The sequence below is a fragment of the Rhodopirellula sp. SH410 genome, assembly GCF_055811895.1.
The window spans coordinates 2,360,318-2,377,453 of record NZ_CM147949.1 but is presented as its reverse complement, the minus strand read 5'-3'; the positions used below and the strand labels follow the sequence as shown (position 1 = coordinate 2,377,453).

Genomic DNA, 17,136 nt, shown 5'->3' with positions numbered 1-17,136 from the left:
TCGATCTGGGCCGGCGTGGATCGCGCTCCTTTGGGTTGCTGCGTTTGGCGTAGCTCTTGCCTTGAACGCGGTGTGCATGATTGCGATTCTATTGTGGCACGACTGGGCGATTACCGAGGCTGAACTTAGATCGGCGCTCTACCTTCCTGCGGCTTTGGGAATGATTGCCGGTGCGATGTTCGCGATGTCTCGCGCTGGTCGGCCTATCACCGCTCCCTGACGGCTGCACAACTATTTAGGATTTGGGGTCAGCTCGCTTCGAGCCTGACCTCAAATCCATGTTCAAGGCGAGCTGCTTCGCGGCGGTCGTCACTCCGAGAACGCTCAGGGTGTCCGCTCATTCGAAGTGTCACAATCGCCTCACTCGCATCCCCATCTTTTGGGGTGCCGCTCGGACGAAATCTGGGTGGCCGCTTTCGTGCCGCGAAGTGATTTCGTGTGGCCTTTGCGAAATTGAAAGTTCGGCGTTCGGCGTTCGGCGGGGTGCATGACAGGGTTTGTTAGGTAAGTTTGGTTTTGGTCTTGCTGCGGCGATGGCGGAAGCCATCGTTTCGCTGGCCTCGACGATGCCAGAAGGCGTCTCGGTCGTGCGTTTCGCTCAGGTCATCCGCCTTGAGCTGCAGCAGCGGCTCGAGTGACTCATCTCGCCAGAACTTTTCGGTGCCCTTGATCCGCTCGTTGATTTGTTTCTGAGCCGATTCCACCGGCGACGTGGTTACTGGAAGTCCGGCACGCCGATACTCCGCATACTTCATCCGCGAGGCATTGTTGCTCAGGTACGTGATCGCCCGACGCAAGTCTTCGGGAACCTCTTCGTGATCCGCTGCATGCTCCTTCATCGCGGTGATCACCCGAGCGACGTCACCGCTCCATGTCCACTGCAGCCACTGGACATACAACTGCCAGCCGTCTTCGATCCGGCCGCACGATGCAATCGCCCCGCCGTAGACGTAAGCCAACGCGTGCATGATGTCGACGATCGGCGTGTAGTGCGAGAAGTGAGTCGCCCACAACGACCAGTTCACTTTCAAACCGTCGCCCATGAACGCTTTGACTTTCGCTTTGTTGAAGCCACGCCGATGGGCTTCGGCGGCAAGCGCCAAGCCAAGACGGTCGTAGCCCTGCCGGGTCGCAACGATCGTTTGCACCAGCGGATCACCGCCGCTCCAACGCCGGTGATCTTTGCGGGACGACTTGCTGTTGGGGAGGTGTGAATCTGTCGAAGTTGATTGCCTCTGCGATGTCTGGTTGCTCGGTGACGCTTCACGATCGGTGTCACTCGATGAACCGCTACTTCGGTGGATTTCATTGACTTTTGGGATGATCCACAGCGGGTCTTTCAAACACTCGGGCACTTCGGGGTGAGGATCAACTTCTGATGGTTTGGACTGATAGGTTTGCAACACACCGGCCTGAGTCTCTCGCCACCAACGGTGCTTTTTGTCACTCGGCTTTTCCTCTCCCCAAAACGAATCGCGAATCTGAGCGCGACCGCCGTCGCCCTGAATCACCGCGGCACGTCCGCTCCAACCGTTCGCCGGTGCATCGTCGCTTTGGCCGTGTTGTTGCTCGGGGATGCTCGCGGCGGTGTAGCGGTCGATGGCTTGTTGTTGTTCGTCGAGTCGTTCGTTGCCGATGCGAATGGCGATCCGCTGACATTGCTTGGCAGAGATCGTCAGTGCGGCGAGGTCCTGTAGGTTGCGACTGGCCACGGCATAGGATCGGTCTCTCGCTGCGGCGATGGTGACCTTTTGCAGAACCGCAGGCGTTTGCTCGATGTCGATGTCACACTGCAACGTTTTCATCTGAGGGAAAAAAATCGAGGCGGCAAGCCTCGCAGTGAGATACATCGGTTTTGAATTTCACTTGGCCTCGTCTGCTTTGCAGCGAGCGATGCTGGGCCTTTTTGGGCGTCATTGCCTTGCCGCATTTGGGGCAGGCGGTCACCGGCTCAGCCTCTTGAGATTGCTGGGCCAGCAGTTCGCTCATGACGATTTGAGTGACCCGGTCAACTTCCTTGATCGTCTGCTCTTCGATCGTCATCATGTTGGCATTGGCGAGATCGGGGATCCCGCCACCCTCAACAAGACGCTGTACGACCATGTCGGCGATTTCTTCAGCGGTCGGTCGATTCGGTGCCGATTCCATGGCAATTTCCCTTTAATGTGTCACCCAAAGCTCCCAGACCTCCCGGTTGCATGCTCAAAGTGTAAATCATCCAAGGTTTCAAGCCGCCCCCAATCCAAGCTGCAAACCCGGTCATGCACCCCGTTCGGCGGGGTGCATGACAGGGTTTGTTAGGTAACTTTGGTTTTGGTCTTGCGATGGCGGAAGCCGTCGTTTCGCTGGCCTCGACGATGCCAGAAGGCGTCTCGGTCGTGCGTTTCGCTCAGGTCGTCCGCTTTGAGCTGCAGTAGTGGCTCAAGCGAATCGTCTCGCCAAAACTTTTCCGTCCCTTTGATCCGCTCGTTGATTTGCTTCTGAGCCGATTCCACGGGCGAGGTGGTCACTGGAAGTCCCGCACGCCGATAACGAGCATACTGCATCCGCGACGCGTTGTTGCTCAGGTAGGTGATGGCCCGACGCAGGTCTTCGGGAACATCTTCGTGACCGGCAGCTTGCTGTTGCATCGCCGTGATGACTCGATCGACATCACCGCTCCACGTCCACTCGAGCCACTGGATATACAACTGCCAGCCATCTTCGATCCGCCCGCAGGATGCGATCGCACCGCCGTAGACGTAAGCCAAGGCGTGCATGATGTCGACGATCGGCGTGTAGTGCGAGAAGTGACTCGACCACAGCGACCAGTTCACTTTCAAGCCGTCGCCCATGAAGGCTTTGATTTTGGCTTTGTTAAAACCACGCCGATACGCCTCGGCCGCCAACGCCAACCCGAGATGATCATATCCCAGTCGGGTCGCAACGATCGTTTGTACCAACGGATCACCGCCGCTCCAACGCTTGTGATCCTTGCGTGACGACTTGCTGTTTTGGCTGGCTGGTTCTGCCGAAGCTGATTGCTTTGATGACGGCTGGCTGTCACGCGATGGCTCACTCTCAGGTTCGCCTGAATCACTTGATGAACCGCTGCTGCGATGGATTTCATTCACTTTGGGAATAATCCACAGCGGATCTTTCAAACATTCTGGGACCTCGGGGTGAGGGTCCACGTCCGATGGCCTGGACTGATACGTTTGCAGCACGCCGGCCTGAGTCTCTCGCCACCAACGGTGCTTTTTGTCGCTCGGTTTGTCCTGCCCCCAAAGCGAATCGCGAATCTGAGCACGACCGCCGTCACCCTGTATCACTGCGGCACGTCCGCTCCAATCATTTGCTGGTGCATCGTGGCTTTGGCCGTGCTGTTGCTCGGGGATGCTCGCGGCGGTGTAGCGATCAATGCTTTGTTGCTGTTCGCCGAGTCGTTCGTTGCCGATGCGAATGGCGATCCGCTGACATTGCTTGGAAGAGATGGTCAGTTCAGCGAGGTCTCGCAGGTTGCGACTGGCCACCGCATAGGAACGGTCTCTCGCTGCGGCGATGGTAACTTTCTGTAGGACTGCGGGCGTTTGCTCGATGTCGATGTCACACTGCAATGTTCTCATCTGAGGGAAAAAAATCGAGGCGGCAAGCCTCGCAATGAGATACGTCGGTTTTGAATTTCACTTGGCCTCGTCTACTTTGCAGCGAGCGATGCTGAGCCTTTTTCGGTGTCATTTCCATACCGCATTTGGGACAGGCGGTCACCGGATCGGCCTCTCGAGACTGCTTGGCGAGCAGTTCGCTCATGACGATTTGCGTGACCCGGTCGACTTCCTCGATGGTCCGTTGCTCGATCGTCATCAAGTTGGCGTTGGCGAGATCGGGAATCCCGCCACCATCGATGAGCCGCTGCATGACGAGGTCAGCGATTTGTTGGGCGGTGGGTGTGGCTGATGCCGATTCCATGGCGATTCCCTCGAAAAGTGTTCTCTAAAGCTCCCAGCCTTCCCGGCTGCACGCCGCAAAGTGTAATTCATATCCAAATTCAAGCCGACCCCAATCCCAGCCGCAAACCCTGTCATGCACCCGTTCGGCGGGGTTGCGGTTTTCACTCTATTCCTGGTCGCGTTCATTTTGTTAGGACTCGGTTGGTCCGGGTGCGAGGTGGGAATCGAGCAAATGTCTTCGCAACCACACACGATCGCCCTTCGCCGCCGCTGCGTTTAAAGATTGGATCGGTTTCTCGTTTTGATCGCATCTATTTTTCGCGGAATCACGCGGATCGGGTTGTCCGTTGCACTGCTACTCTTGGCCGCGGGAGTGAGCGACGCAACGCTCCCGACATTAATCGCCGAGGACGAGATCGAAGGCATGATCGAATCGTTCGACTTCGACGACCAAGACGTGCTGGAAAATTGGCAGCAGCGCGATGCTGGGGAGCCCACGTCCATCAGTCCGACTTGGACAGGCGTGTTGCAGACCGTACTGATTACTCGTGATGACGCCATTGACCTTCACTGGAACGACTCCGGGACTCAGCGAGTTTCGACCGTCGAGTCGGACCTCAATTCAGGATTCCGAATCGCCCTGACTCGCCAAATTCATGGGGCGGGGACGCAAGAAGGCAAGGTCTTCGATTTCTCGGTCCTCAGCGTGAGTGGTGAGGGGAAAACAGAATTTCGCCCGGGCGAGGTCTATTCGAACGAAGGAAACTTTCTCACTTCGCGATTCGGTCTCGGCGTGAACGAGGTCCTGTTAAGTGGCCGGAGTTACTCCACGATCGGTGTCCGATACAGTCGTTTGGCCGACCAGATCGACCATGCGTCGACCGACACAATCGCCGCCGCCCAAAATGACATCATCACGTTGGACCTCTCGACGACGGGTTGGTGGGAATGGCGCCGACTCATCTTTTCCGCGGGACTCGCCGGTGGTTTCGGCGGCAATCACGTCGACCAACAGGGGTACCGCGTGGACGGATCCTCAGCCCAGTTTTCCCAACAATCCTTTAAGTTGGCAACCGTCTCGGAAGTCAACGCGGACGTGTTATGGCCGATCTTCGAGCGCACATATTTGCAAGTCGGTGCGCGCGGGATCGTGGCCACGGGTGTGGCCCAGGCCCGCGATACGTGGGGACATCCTGGTGACGTCGATTCGATGTGGCTGGCCGGAATGACATTCGGTCTCTGGAAGGATTTCTAATCGTGATGAATCGCCACTTGCCCTTTTTGATCGTGATCCTGCTCGGCTTGCCCTGGTCAACCGGTTGTCACCTCCTATCCCCGCGGCCAATCCCGATTCAACCGCGTGATATTCCCGCCGAACTATTCCAAACGGACGAGAGTCCCCTTGAGATCGGGCGTCCGCACCGATTGCTCGACGGCGTGGGATGGGTGATCGGCATCCCCAGCAAACTGCTGCTGTGGGACCGCCGGATCGATCAACATCGGATCTCCGAACCCACCATCGAAGCGGCTACGGACTACATGCAAGCCAACGAATTGGCACACGTCCAAGTCCGTTTGAATCAATACGCGCCGCACAAAGATTTCACGCGACTGCGCAAAAACACGTCCGTTGCGTGGCCGTACCGCTACACGCTTGGCCTGTTATCGGTGGGCGGGGAAGCGGTCATACCAGGACGGGTGTTCGGCGGCGATCACTACAACCCCTTCACCCAGACCGTTCACCTATACAGCGACGTGCCCGCAATCGCCTTGCACGAACTCGCCCACGCCAAGGATTTTTCCAGACGAACGTACCCGGGAACGTACGGCATCATTTATCTGTGGATGCCGATTTTTCACGAAACCGTCGCTTCTCGAGACGTGATGGATTACCTGTACTCGCGCGGCGACCGGGCCGCGATTATCGAAGCCAATCGGATTTTGTACCCGGCCTACGGAACCTATTTGGGAAGCTCATTGGGCGGTTTTATCCCACCCATGTCGCTGCCGATCTACTACGCCAGCGTCCTTGGAGGCCATTTTAACGGCCGAATGCTCTCGCGAGACGTCGATGAACATCTGCGTGAGTACCAAGCCGTGTTTCATGCTTCGCCACCTTCATCGAGCGACAACGACTAACGCGGCTCATCCAGCTGAAAAAAACACAGCACCGATCAGCGTTACCGAGGGGCACAGCGTTTCTTCGAGCGGTTGGAATCGCGCGTCTCTCGTCGCTGGCTGGGCGGAATCTCGATGGGGAGTGCGTTGAGTGGTGTTGGTGAAGAAACTTGACGCAGAGACGCGAGAGGCGGGGAGACGCAGAGAAGAGGGAGGAGGGAGCGGGCGTGATGGGTTTTCTCTGCGTCCTTGCGGCTCACCGACTCTGCGTTGAATTCTTCAATACGGTACGAGGGACACAGCGTTTCTTCGAGCGGTTGGGGCAATCGGCTGCGTGCCAGTTCAGTCCGAGAAGAGCCAACGTCTTTCAATCGACAGCCAGGATCTTAAGCCAAGATTTCTGCTAGCGTTCCGCTGCTGTCGGAGAATTGTGTGACAGGCACGTCCAGGGCATTGAGGAGCGTTAGATACAGGTTGGATAGAGGCGGTGTGGTACCGCCGAGCTGGTGAAAGGTTCCGTGGCGAAGGCCGAGATTCTCGCCACCGACTAACAACATGGGATAGTCGCTATTGACGTGGGTTTGACTGTTGCTGGTGCCGTACATCACGATTGTGTTGTCGAGCATGCTGCCACCGGGTTCGGCAGTATCGGCCAGTTTCTGGACAAATTCGGCCAACAGATCGCCCTGGAATTTATCGTATTTCCCCAGCGGTATGGATTGCTCTGCACCGCCTGCCGCATTGTGGGCGAGGATATGGTGGGTGCCGCCGAGGCCCATTTGGATCGGGACATTATCCCACGCGCTGCTGTTCATGCTTTGCAGCATGTAGCTAGCAAACCGCGTCGAATCGGTTTTAAAGGCTAGGTAGATCAGACTGTACATGGTGCGGATAAACGTCTCCGGATCCTGCACGGTTGCGTCGAGCGTGAGCTCATCGGTTGCCACCTGTGGTTTGGGCTTGTGCATCCAAAGCTCCAGGCGTTGGATATCTTTTTCCACATCCCGCAACGCGTGCATGTAGTGTTCTAAGCACGTCGGGTGAATTTATTCGGCATAATTAAAAAGCGTAGGCATATACGACACTTCTCCAAACTCATTGAGTGTTTTCGTAAGTGTGTTTAGCAGTGTACTGAAGCGCTCCCAGGCGCCAGCGGGGAGCAGTTGGTACTTGAGTTTTTTCCAAAGCATTTCAATTGCATTCAGCTCTGGACTGTATGGCGGCAGATGGTAGATGTAGAGTCCTTTCTCTGCCCAGTCTTCCATGCGAGTTTGAAATGCTCCGCTCGTGTGGACTGAGGCATTGTCAAGGACCACAACAGTTGGACCGTCGATTGTTTGGCAATAATCATCGAAAATTGCAATCACCATTTCGCTGTTCACGTAGCCTTTGTGGAGATAGGTGTGGGTTTCACCGTCTTGACCCTGAAACCCAATCGCTTGAACGTTGCTGCCGTGTGCCCCGGTTACGGGTATTTCGTAGCGTCGACCGATCGGTTGCCATCCGTAGGGAACAACTCCTTTGAGCGAGAAACCCGCCTCGTCAAAGTAAACAACGTTCAAATCCGGTTCTTCGAGAAACTCGGCTAGCTCTTCCTTGGCCAATTGAAATTTCTTTTCATCCCGTTTTTGCCGCAAACTTCGACGATAACGTTTCCAACTCAGCCGAAACCGCCTCGCGTATTCTCGCAGAGTGGGTCGCTTGATTTCCTTGCCGGTTTTTTCTTTCAGCTCTTTCAGCACCTTGGCTGGTCGATTCGGGTATTTTCGAAGTAGTCGCCGGAGAGTTTGCTGCTCTGAGGCGTTGAGTATCGGCGGCGCACCGGGATGCTCGGAGTCTTCAAGTGCGTCGGGGCCGCCTTCTGAAAATCTGTCAATCCAACTGGATACCGAATCTCGATCCACGCCAAAGATATCGACAAGGGAACTTATTTCGTACTGTTGGTCGCTGAGTAAGATTGCGTGCGCACGAACTCGCGTATAGTGGCAATGATGACTTTTCCACATTTCCGTCAGTTGCTGTTTTTGCTCGACTGAGCCAATTTGTGCGAATTTTGTAGAGGGGCGTGCCATTTGAATCTCCCGGTTCGTGAAACAGGGAGAAACATGATGCTTCGCATAATCTCGACCATCGAGCATTTGCTAGCAAATCAGAAAGGATTCCCAACTCAACATGGGTGCAAAAAGCTTGCCAGTTATACCGAAATACTTACCCAGATGTGCTTAGTTTTTGTGAATCCTGGCTGCCGAGTCGTTGCTTAAGTTCCCGGTACGATTCCAAAACACGATCAACCCGGCGTTGATCTTTGCTCAATCGTTGGTGCTGGGTTTGTTGCAGGTTCGGATCGGAGTTGAACATTGCGTCGTACAACCCGCGCAGGTTGTTTGTGGACGGAATCCCGCGGCCGAACTGATTGTACGAAAGCGTGTTCGACTTCCCTTCGCCGCCCAAGCCGCCTTCGTTGCCCAGCACCAGGCTGGGGTAACGCGTTTTGTGCCCGTGTTTCATCGCGGCGATTTGATCAAGCGAGGGGCTTTTCACCGCCGCGGCAGGGTTGCTGCCCGTCAGGAACGAATCGGCTGTGCTGTGGCCGCCGGCACTCACGCACTGAGGATGCTCGAGTCCCTGGAGGACGGTTGAACGCTCGGCAAACGCATTGAACGCCTGCATCGACTTGCCAAAGTGCATTTGGCCCTCGATCAGAGTCGGGTACCACCCCCAATCCCCGTGCAATGCAAAGCCGTGGCCGACGTACAACGCCAGAAATCGTTTGGGTATCTCGGATTCGGCCGCGTGTGCCGTGCATTCGAACATCGGCAAACTCAGTGCCACGCCACCGGCGCCGCGTAGAAAGTTGCGCCGATGCATATCAATTCTGTTAGCCATGAGCTATGAACTTTGTCTAAAAGCATTAGAGGTGACGATCGCTTTGATCAGGTGCCGCATGTTGTATCCGCTGTCTCTGAACTCTGCCTGCAGCTCCAGTACCGACTGCTGATCACGAAACGTCAGCGGTCTGCCGAGGGCATAGGAAAGCAGATGTCGTGTCAAACCATCGGCAAATTGCTCGTGGCGGTGCTCGAGCAGGAATGCCTTCAAGGGCAGCAGACCGTCAATTTCGTGCTGGTCAATCACCACTTTTTTGACCACGGGGCCAGCATTCTGAATGGTCGTTCGCGGCAAGCCCACCACATCAAAGCCTTCGGCGGCAATGCCCCATGGGTCGATATCTTTGTGGCAGTCGTAACAGGTGGTGCCGGTGGCGAGGTGCAAATCCAATCTCTGCTTGACCGACACGGGGCCATCGGCGGGATCGCTCGATGGTTCCGGTAGCAAAGGGATATCAGGCGGCGGATCAGACGGCGGATCCCCCAGCAACCGTGCACGTATCCACACACCACGGTTGACCGAATGGGCATCCTGTCCATTGGACTGGGCCAGCAAGACAGCCGCCTGAGCCAACACGCCACCGCCTCGGTCATCGGGCGCGTCAACAGGCACAAAACGTTGTGTGAAGACATCCGCGATCCCGTAATGCTCGGCCAGCGTTTCATTCACCATCACGAAATCCGATTCGAGAAAACTCAGACAACTCAAATCCTGATGGAGAACGTGAGCGAAGAATTCAACGGATTCCTGCTTCATGTACTCCCTAATTCGCAGGCCACGATCTTTGAATGACGGGTAATAATTCGGATCGACCGCAATCTGATCGAACCGCGTGAAGTCGATCCACTGCGCCACAAAATCTTCGATGAAACGTCGGGCGCGTTCATCAGCGAGCAGCCGGTCGACCTGATGCTCAAGCGTGGCGTCATCAAGTTCGTCAAGTTCGCCGGCCAACTCGGTCAACTGCGCATCCGGTGGACCATTCCACAAAAAGTAAGACAAGCGGGCGGTCAGGTCGTAGTGATTCGTTTGACGCAGGTACAGAAACCGTGGATCGCACAGGATCGTCAGCACGGAGCTTCGCAAGGCTTCGAGATCAGTGCGGGCGGCGGCAAGCTCGGCCGCCCACACCTTGTCGACATAGGTTGCGTCGGCATCGGACAGCGGCCCACGCCAAGCCTGTGCCGCGAAACGCTTCAATTTGCTGGGTATCTCTCGCCGCGCCAGCTGTCCCTCGGTGAGGAAACGCTGAACGGCGGGAGGAGGCCAGCTTTCGGTATACGGAGTTTCAAACTCCACCTTTTCGATCACCACATGCCCATGGGTTTTCATCGCCTCCGCATAAATGGCCGGGCCCGTGGCTTCGTTGCCGTGCGTGCCGTTGTTGCCGTTAGCCGACGGGATGAGACCGGGAATTTCACCAAACGCCTTCATCCACTGTTCATCGGGTCGCACCAGATAAATCGGTTCGGTCCATCCGAGCCGGGCGGGCAATGGAAAGCCTTCCAACTCGTTGTGATTCACAATCGTGAGTGTGCGGAATTTCAACCAGTAGCTCGGGCTTCGATCATCAGGCACGATGGGGTCTGGATTCATGCCGAGATGATCTTCGAGCGTGCCGAACACTTCAAACTGCTGAACGCCTGCTCGGGCCGGTACCACAATCGGCTCGACCAGTTTGTAGTTGTGTGCCCCCGACTGATCGACGTACACACCGATCTCCTGCGGCGTGCGTGGCTGGCCGTTTCCGGGCGGTTCATTGCGTAACGTTACCTTGATCCGGAATCTCCCCTTGCCTCGATTTTCTCGCAGGAACATGCGAAATTCGTGTTTGGGTGGTATCGGGATCTCGAAATCATCCCCGATCCAGTTCGGCCCTTCGTATAACTTCCGCAGCCCCTTATACAGATAGTTGTCGCCCGCCCAGTGGCACTTTTCCCAGTCGTTGTCAGTGATCCGAAACACATCCGGCCGGGTCGGCGTGATGTCGGGCATCGCCCGCGCGATAATCGGTTCGAGCGCATTGGCATAAAGCTGCAGGTAGGCCCCCGAAAGATCGAGTTCGCTCTGGCGGGAAAAGCCATGCTTATCGACCGGGTCGCCGATCAGTTGATCCGCAAGATGCTCGTGCGTTTGGAGTACATCCTGAAGACTGTGTGCGATTTGATTGTTCGTCAGACGCAGCAGCGGATCCGAAGTGGCGTTGGATTGAGCAGCAAGCTGTTCGAAATCCGCAATGACCTTTGCGAGTAACGCCTGTCGCTCGTTCGCGGTCGGCTGCTCGGCATCCTCGGGCGGCATGTCACCACGCTGGAGGTTGTGGATCACCTCCTCCCACAGATCCTGATTCTCACTCGTTACCGGCCAAGCGAGCTGATCCAGCCGAACATCGCCGCTGCGTTGTTCGGCAGCATGGCATTCCAGGCAATAGCTCTGCAGAAACGCAGCGGTGGTCGCTCCATCTTCGGCACGGGCAATCGACGCGTAGAACGCAATGCCGCAGGCCACGACGAAGATGTAATGGCGACGGAGCATCATGAATCGGTCATTCGGCTCTGGTGGGATAAAGTAGGCGGGACTGTCCAGTATAGCGAGAAATGGTGGCGGCGATGTGCTGGCACCGAAAAGGAACCGCGCGTATTGACCGCACCACGGGCGCCTTATCGGCGGGATGATCCCAGCCCAAGCAGCGCCTCCGAGAGATCGAGTCCGCTATTGACGGAACGTCGACGGGTTCGTGACTCCAAGATGAACGGCAATCAGAAGACGATCGCACCGACCTTGTCACCGCGGAGTTGTCGGTACAATGTTCATGTGTGCTGCCGTCGATTCGCGACTGCGCACCGGTTGGTTTGCGTCATCGCTGGACGGGCGTCCCGGGCGACCTCCTAGCATCACTCCGCGACTGAAGGCTTGGAACGAAACCGATTTTGGCGTCACAGTTCGTCGCGCAGCAACCATTCGCGATCCCTTTCCTCCTCTTGCAGATCGATTTCCATGTCCGACCCTTGCTTTCGCGTCGATTTGACCAAAGAGCAGTTCGTTTTTTCAGCGGCGCATTTCATCACGTTTGCGGGTGATATCTGCGAACGCATCCATGGCCATAACTATGCCGTTCGCGTGATCGTTGAGGGACCTCTCGACGAGAACCGTTATGTGGTCGATTTCATCGCTCTACGCGATGCGGTTTTGAAAGAGACCCAGGCTCTGGATCACCATGTGATTCTGCCTCGGGACCATCGTGAGATCCTCGTGACGGAGGATGACAAGGAAACGACGGTGCGGTTTCGCGATCGGCGTTGGGTGTTCCCTAACGAAGACGCCATTATTTTGCCGGTCGTGAACACAACTGCCGAAGAGATTGCACGCGTGATTGCCGAGCGGGTCCGCAAACATACGAAGGAGAAATTCGGCGACGCCCTGTCAGCGATCGAAGTGGGGGTCGATGAGAATTGCGGCCAGTGGGGCGTCTGTCGATTGCCCTGGTGAACGAGCGTCGTTTGGGACCATTGTCCCGAGCGTTCCAATGGGGGGCAATCCATTTCGGACCAGACAATCCCCCGATCGGAAAACTTCAGCCGATCCACAGTGCCGCACGGGCGAGCTGCAGCCAAGCTTCGCCGGTGGGGTGGCTCATGTCAAAGCCTTTTGTGGGGATGTAGGCCTTGCTGGAGTCAACGATTCGCACCGGAACCGAGGCATTGGCCACGAGCTCTTCGACCCGCCGTTTGTTGGCATATTGCAGCACGATGAAGCGGTCGTTTTGGGAAATCGATTGGATCCCCCAGGCGGCTGCATCGAGCCGCAGTTCGCAGAGCTGGGTCATCCGCGACGCGGCATCGGGAATCGGTCCAAAACGATCGATCAACTCCTCGCGGAACTGAGCGATTTCGGCAGCGTGATTGATGCGTGTCATCCGGCGATACAAGTCGATCTTATGCCGCAGGTCCGGGACATAGTCATCGGGCAAGTAGGCTTCGATGGGCAAGTCAATGTCGACGTCGGCGGATAGTTTGGGTGGCAGTTTTTTGGCTTGCCGAACGGCGTCTTCGAGCAGTTGGCAATACAATTCGTATCCCACTGCCGCGATGTGGCCGCTCTGTTGACTACCGAGCAGATTCCCGGCCCCGCGGATTTCCAAATCTCGCATGGAGATCGCGAACCCCGCCCCCATTTGCGAGTACTCCTCAATGGCGCGAAGTCGTTTGCTCGCTTCGGGGGTGAGATGTTTTGTCGGCGAGACGAGCAGATAGCAATAGGCTTGATGCTTGTAGCGTCCGACGCGGCCGCGGAGTTGGTGCAGGTCACTGAGCCCGTATCGATTGCCTTCGTCAATGAACATGGTGTTGGCGTTGGGAATATCCAGACCACTTTCGATGATCGTTGTCGCGAGCAGCATGTCGAATTTGTGATCAATGAAATCGATCATGATCTGTTCGAGCTCACCTTCGCCCATTTGTCCGTGTCCGATCCCAATACGAATTTCGGGGACGACCTCGTTGATTTTGGAAGCGAGTTCGTGCATATCACCGATCCGGTTGTGGACAAAGTACATTTGCCCACCCCGGTTCAGCTCCCTCACGATCGCCGATCGCATTTGTTTGGGATCCCAACGGGTGACTTTAGTTTCGACGGGCATGCGTTCGGCTGGCGGAGTCTCCAGATTGCTGATGTCGCGTGCACCGACCAAGGCCATGTGGAGAGTGCGGGGGATGGGCGTTGCCGAGAGGGTGAGCACATCGACATTGGTGTGGCGAGTTTTCAGTCGCTCTTTGACCGCGACACCGAACCGCTGTTCCTCGTCGACAACCACGAGGCCGAGGTTATTGAATTCGACGTCTTTGCTGGCGACGCGGTGGGTGCCGATGACAATATCCACCTTGCCTCGACGGATATCTTTGATCGATTGCCGCTGATCGGCAGCGGTGCAGAAACGTGAAAGCTTGCGAATTTCGACGGGGAACTCGGCCATCCGGTCGCAGAAGGAATGAAAGTGTTGCTCAGCGAGCACGGTCGTCGGAACGAGCACGGCAACTTGATAGCCCGACGTGACTGCTTTGAATGCTGCCCGCATCGCAACTTCGGTTTTGCCAAAACCCACGTCACCGCAGATCAGGCGATCCATGGGCTGATGCGATTCCATATCCGTTTTGATGGCTTCAATCGCGGTGAGTTGATCAGGCGTTTCGAGGTACGGGAAACTCGCATCAAATTGACGCTGCCATTCGTTATCAGAGTCGAATGCGATCCCCCGCCGGGTGGCCCGCCGGGCTTGCAGTTCGAGCAGTTCGTCGGCCATGTCGGTGACGGCCGACTCGGCGGCGCGGCGTTGGTTGGTCCACGAAACCCCACCGACCTTCGCCAGTCGCGGGCGATGTTTCGTGCCACCTACGTACCGCTGAATGAGCTGAATCCGGGTCGCCGGCACATGGATTTTCGTGCCCCCGTCAAACTCGATGGTGAGGTGTTCTTGGTGTTGACCGTTCTTCTCGATGGAGTTCAGGCCACGATACAGACCGATGCCATGAGAGAGATGGATGACGAGATCGCCAGGGGTCAGTTGCAGGAAACTATCGATTGGTTTGCCGCGAACGCGGGAACTGACCCGCCGCACGGGACTGCGGTGAAACAGTTCCGCTCCGGTCAGCACCAAGACCTCTGCGGACACCAAGCGAAACCCACCGCTGAGGGGTGCGACGGTCATGTGCAATCGCCCGGACCTCGCCGCATCGGTATCGGCGAGCAGTTCGGTCAACCGCTGCCCATCGGCGGGCGTGTCGCCGACGACGACGACCTCGTGCCCCGCCGCGACGCTGTCGACGCGGGATTTGGTTTCGTCGAGCGAAGCCGCAAAACTATCCGCGCCCGCGGTCTGGAGATCGATTTGATCATCGACGGCGCCTTCGACAAATTGGCTCCCGATCACCACGCGGTGACCATGAAGTTCGCTCAGCAATTCCTCCATGTTGACAAAGCGATCCGTGCGGGCAACCCGCGCCAACAATGCTTCACTCGTCACGCGACATTCGGCGGGATCGACGACCAGTACCACGGTGTCGCTGGGCAGATAATCGACCACGGTCGCTTCGGCGCCGACGGTGTCATCGCGTTCGGGAAAGTCAGCCTCCCCGCCGGTTTGCTGCGATTGCTCGACTTCCGCATCCTCGTCGAACTCCGCTTCGAACAAATCCTCGATAATCTCGCCCGCCGAGACACCATCGGCACCGATCGCAGCGAGTTCGACGCTATCGAGTGTTTCGTTGCTCCGCTGTGTCGCGGCGTCGAAGCGGCGGATGGACTCGATCTCGTCGCCAAACCATTCGATCCGAATCGGCGTGGTCTGGTCAGGAGAGTGGATATCGAGGAGTCCGCCGCGACTCGCAAACTCGCCGGGTAAGTGGACGGCCGTGGTCGCTGCGAAACCGGCTTCAGCGAGCCAACGGCGAATTTCGGCTGGATCGACTTCGTCGCCCACGCTGAGTTTTCGCGTCGCGCGGGTGAGTCGATCGACCGATGGCACGCGTTGGATCGCCGCACCGATGTAGGCGGTCACAACGAGTGGTTCGGGGGAATCGTTGTCGCGTGCCCGCAAGGCCTGCAGGACTTGCAATCGGGCGGCATAGTCAGCATCCCGGATCGACGATCCGGTGCCGTCTCCGGCCGAGAGCGGCAGTGCCACGACGTCTTTGACGCCAAATGCGCGCACATCCCCAGCGACGATGTCGGCATCGACCGCTTGGGGCAGCAATACCAACACATGCGGGGTGTGCCGTGTCAGGGTGGCCGCGAGCAGCCCACGGATGCCGCCCCAAACCCCTGAAAACGCCAGCGGTGTGTCACGGCGTGAAAGCCCGACTGCGGGACCGATGCCAGCGGCCGCGTCGAGGACGGCGGGTACATCATGTAGCGACCGAAGCTGGATTTTCGCTGTCTTGAGCGATGTTTTTTTCGCTTTCCGTGTCGATTTCGACGGTGTTTTGGCGGCGGGAGGCACGGCAGGCAGTCTGGGGTGAGAAGCGGCGGTGGCGGTGGGCTAGTTGAAAACGTATCCTGATCGACAAAATTCGGCTAGTTCAGCTTTTTACCTCCCTTATCCCAATAGAAATGACATGACTATCGGAATCGGCATTGTCGGCGTGGGCATGATCTCCAACTTTCATGCCAAAGCGATCGCTGACTCAGCCAATGGCAAACTCGTCGGTTGCTATAACCGCAGCAGCGAGCGAGCGCAACAGTTCGCGGAAGAACATCACTGTACCGCCTACGGCTCGCTCGACGAGATGCTGGCGAATCCCGAGATCGGTGCGGTCGCGATCTGTACTCCCAGCGGCGCGCATTTGGAACCGGCTCTGGCGGCGGCCAAGGCGGGCAAACACGTGATTGTTGAAAAACCACTGGAGGTGACTCCCGAAAAATGTGACCAGATCATCGCGGCATGCCAGCAGGCCAACGTGAAATTGGCCGTCACATTCCAGAGCCGTTTCCACCGCTCGTCGCAGTTGATGAAGGCTGCCGTTGACGAGGGACGCTTTGGCAAAATCACCTTGGGTGACACCTACGTCAAATGGTTCCGCAGCCAGGAGTACTACGACAGTGGAGCATGGCGTGGCACATGGGCCCTCGATGGTGGTGGGGCGCTGATGAATCAGGCGATTCATAGCGTCGATTTACTGTTGTGGCTGATGGGACCGGTCAAGTGCGTTTCGGCGATGATGGGCACGATGACGCACGAACGTATCGAAGTCGAAGATATTGTCGTCGCCAACCTGCAGTTCCAAAGCGGAGCCTTGGGAGTCATCGAAGCGACAACGACCGCGTTTCCCGGGGCCCTGAAGCGGGTTGAAATCACCGGTAGCAAGGGCAGCGCCGTGCTCGAGGAAGAAGACATCAAGCAGTGGACGTTCGCTGAGGAGACCGCCGCAGACGTCACGATCCGGGAATCCATGGTGGGCCAAACGCAAACGGGAGGCGGTGCCGCTGACCCCGCCTCGATTGGCCATCACGGCCACACCGAAGTCTTCAACGATTTTTTGGAGGCGATCGAAGCCGACCGCGAGCCATTGATCAACGGTATCGAAGGCCGCCGCAGCGTCGAAGTGATCTGTGCGATTTACGAGAGTGCCCGCTCAGGCCAGACGGTAAGCCTGTAGGGTTTGAAAGTTATCGCTACGCTCGCCCGAGCGTGAATTTGCCCCCTCAC

Annotated in this window: 13 protein-coding genes; 4 read left to right on the top strand and 9 right to left on the bottom strand. The window is 57.1% G+C overall.

What is annotated here, in order from left to right:
- Positions 1–500: 500 nt before the first annotated feature.
- From SH410x_RS08835 to SH410x_RS08820, 4 genes are all read right to left on the bottom strand, one after another.
- Positions 501–1,805: a hypothetical protein gene (locus SH410x_RS08835; RefSeq protein WP_473670052.1), complete on the bottom strand. Its 1,305-nt coding sequence runs from the start codon at positions 1,803–1,805 to the stop codon at positions 501–503.
- Positions 1,786–2,148 (bottom strand): hypothetical protein, encoded by a 363-nt coding sequence (locus SH410x_RS08830; RefSeq protein WP_473670050.1) that lies wholly within the window; start codon positions 2,146–2,148, stop codon positions 1,786–1,788. The genes SH410x_RS08835 and SH410x_RS08830 overlap by 20 nt, the downstream gene beginning before the upstream one ends.
- A 149-nt stretch (positions 2,149–2,297) precedes the next feature.
- Complete coding sequence (locus SH410x_RS08825; RefSeq protein ID WP_473670264.1) at positions 2,298–3,605, bottom strand: hypothetical protein; 1,308 nt, start codon at positions 3,603–3,605, stop codon at positions 2,298–2,300.
- Positions 3,586–3,948: a hypothetical protein gene (locus SH410x_RS08820; RefSeq protein WP_473670265.1), complete on the bottom strand. Its 363-nt coding sequence runs from the start codon at positions 3,946–3,948 to the stop codon at positions 3,586–3,588. Before SH410x_RS08820 ends, SH410x_RS08825 begins: the two co-directional genes overlap by 20 nt.
- A 282-nt stretch (positions 3,949–4,230) precedes the next feature.
- Between SH410x_RS08820 and SH410x_RS08815 the strand changes: the two genes are divergently transcribed.
- Both SH410x_RS08815 and SH410x_RS08810 read left to right on the top strand, forming a co-directional pair.
- Positions 4,231–5,184, top strand: a complete 954-nt coding sequence (locus tag SH410x_RS08815) for a hypothetical protein (RefSeq protein WP_473676146.1) — start codon at positions 4,231–4,233, stop codon at positions 5,182–5,184.
- A 5-nt stretch (positions 5,185–5,189) separates the two neighbouring features.
- Positions 5,190–6,068: a hypothetical protein gene (locus SH410x_RS08810; RefSeq protein ID WP_473676145.1), complete on the top strand. Its 879-nt coding sequence runs from the start codon at positions 5,190–5,192 to the stop codon at positions 6,066–6,068.
- Positions 6,069–6,433: 365 nt separating this feature from the next.
- Here the strand turns inward: SH410x_RS08810 and SH410x_RS08805 are convergent, their stop codons facing one another.
- From SH410x_RS08805 to SH410x_RS08790, 4 genes are all read right to left on the bottom strand, one after another.
- Positions 6,434–7,066: a DUF1552 domain-containing protein gene (locus SH410x_RS08805; RefSeq protein WP_473676144.1), complete on the bottom strand. Its 633-nt coding sequence runs from the start codon at positions 7,064–7,066 to the stop codon at positions 6,434–6,436.
- Positions 7,067–7,093: 27 nt separating this feature from the next.
- The gene (locus tag SH410x_RS08800; protein WP_473668492.1) at positions 7,094–8,185 is read right to left on the bottom strand and encodes an IS630 family transposase; all 1,092 of its coding nucleotides are present in this window, start codon (positions 8,183–8,185) and stop codon (positions 7,094–7,096) included.
- A gap of 70 nt (positions 8,186–8,255) precedes the next feature.
- Positions 8,256–8,933 carry a DUF1552 domain-containing protein gene (locus SH410x_RS08795; protein WP_473676143.1) on the bottom strand — a complete coding sequence of 226 codons (678 nt, stop codon included), beginning with the start codon at positions 8,931–8,933 and terminating at the stop codon, positions 8,256–8,258.
- A 3-nt stretch (positions 8,934–8,936) separates the two neighbouring features.
- On the bottom strand, positions 8,937–11,474 hold the full coding sequence (locus SH410x_RS08790) for a DUF1592 domain-containing protein (protein WP_473676142.1): 2,538 nt from the start codon (positions 11,472–11,474) through the stop codon (positions 8,937–8,939).
- A 459-nt stretch (positions 11,475–11,933) separates the two neighbouring features.
- On the opposite strand from SH410x_RS08790, the gene SH410x_RS08785 reads away from it, so the two are divergent.
- Positions 11,934–12,425: a 6-pyruvoyl trahydropterin synthase family protein gene (locus tag SH410x_RS08785; protein WP_473676141.1), complete on the top strand. Its 492-nt coding sequence runs from the start codon at positions 11,934–11,936 to the stop codon at positions 12,423–12,425.
- An 85-nt stretch (positions 12,426–12,510) separates the two neighbouring features.
- Here the strand turns inward: SH410x_RS08785 and mfd are convergent, their stop codons facing one another.
- Entirely contained in the window at positions 12,511–15,930 is a 3,420-nt protein-coding gene (gene mfd / locus SH410x_RS08780; protein WP_473676140.1) for a transcription-repair coupling factor, read from the bottom strand.
- A 115-nt stretch (positions 15,931–16,045) separates the two neighbouring features.
- Here mfd and SH410x_RS08775 point away from each other — a divergent pair, with 115 nt between their 5' ends.
- Positions 16,046–17,086, top strand: coding sequence for a Gfo/Idh/MocA family protein (locus SH410x_RS08775; RefSeq protein ID WP_473676139.1), 1,041 nt, complete (start codon positions 16,046–16,048; stop codon positions 17,084–17,086).
- Positions 17,087–17,136: the final 50 nt, after the last annotated feature.

Bases quoted from the DNA above. Each gene is read 5' to 3' on its own strand.
- SH410x_RS08795 (WP_473676143.1), bottom strand. From the start codon at position 8,933: ATGGCTAACAGAATTGATATGCATCGGCGCAACTTTCTACGCGGCGCC.
- SH410x_RS08790 (WP_473676142.1), bottom strand. From the start codon at position 11,474: ATGATGCTCCGTCGCCATTACATCTTCGTCGTGGCCTGCGGCATTGCG.
- SH410x_RS08830 (WP_473670050.1), bottom strand. From the start codon at position 2,148: ATGGAATCGGCACCGAATCGACCGACCGCTGAAGAAATCGCCGACATG.
- SH410x_RS08820 (WP_473670265.1), bottom strand. From the start codon at position 3,948: ATGGAATCGGCATCAGCCACACCCACCGCCCAACAAATCGCTGACCTC.
- SH410x_RS08835 (WP_473670052.1), bottom strand. From the start codon at position 1,805: ATGAAAACGTTGCAGTGTGACATCGACATCGAGCAAACGCCTGCGGTT.
- SH410x_RS08775 (WP_473676139.1), top strand. From the start codon at position 16,046: ATGACTATCGGAATCGGCATTGTCGGCGTGGGCATGATCTCCAACTTT.
- SH410x_RS08825 (WP_473670264.1), bottom strand. From the start codon at position 3,605: ATGAGAACATTGCAGTGTGACATCGACATCGAGCAAACGCCCGCAGTC.
- SH410x_RS08805 (WP_473676144.1), bottom strand. From the start codon at position 7,066: ATGCACGCGTTGCGGGATGTGGAAAAAGATATCCAACGCCTGGAGCTT.
- SH410x_RS08800 (WP_473668492.1), bottom strand. From the start codon at position 8,185: ATGCTCGATGGTCGAGATTATGCGAAGCATCATGTTTCTCCCTGTTTC.
- SH410x_RS08785 (WP_473676141.1), top strand. From the start codon at position 11,934: ATGTCCGACCCTTGCTTTCGCGTCGATTTGACCAAAGAGCAGTTCGTT.
- SH410x_RS08810 (WP_473676145.1), top strand. From the start codon at position 5,190: ATGAATCGCCACTTGCCCTTTTTGATCGTGATCCTGCTCGGCTTGCCC.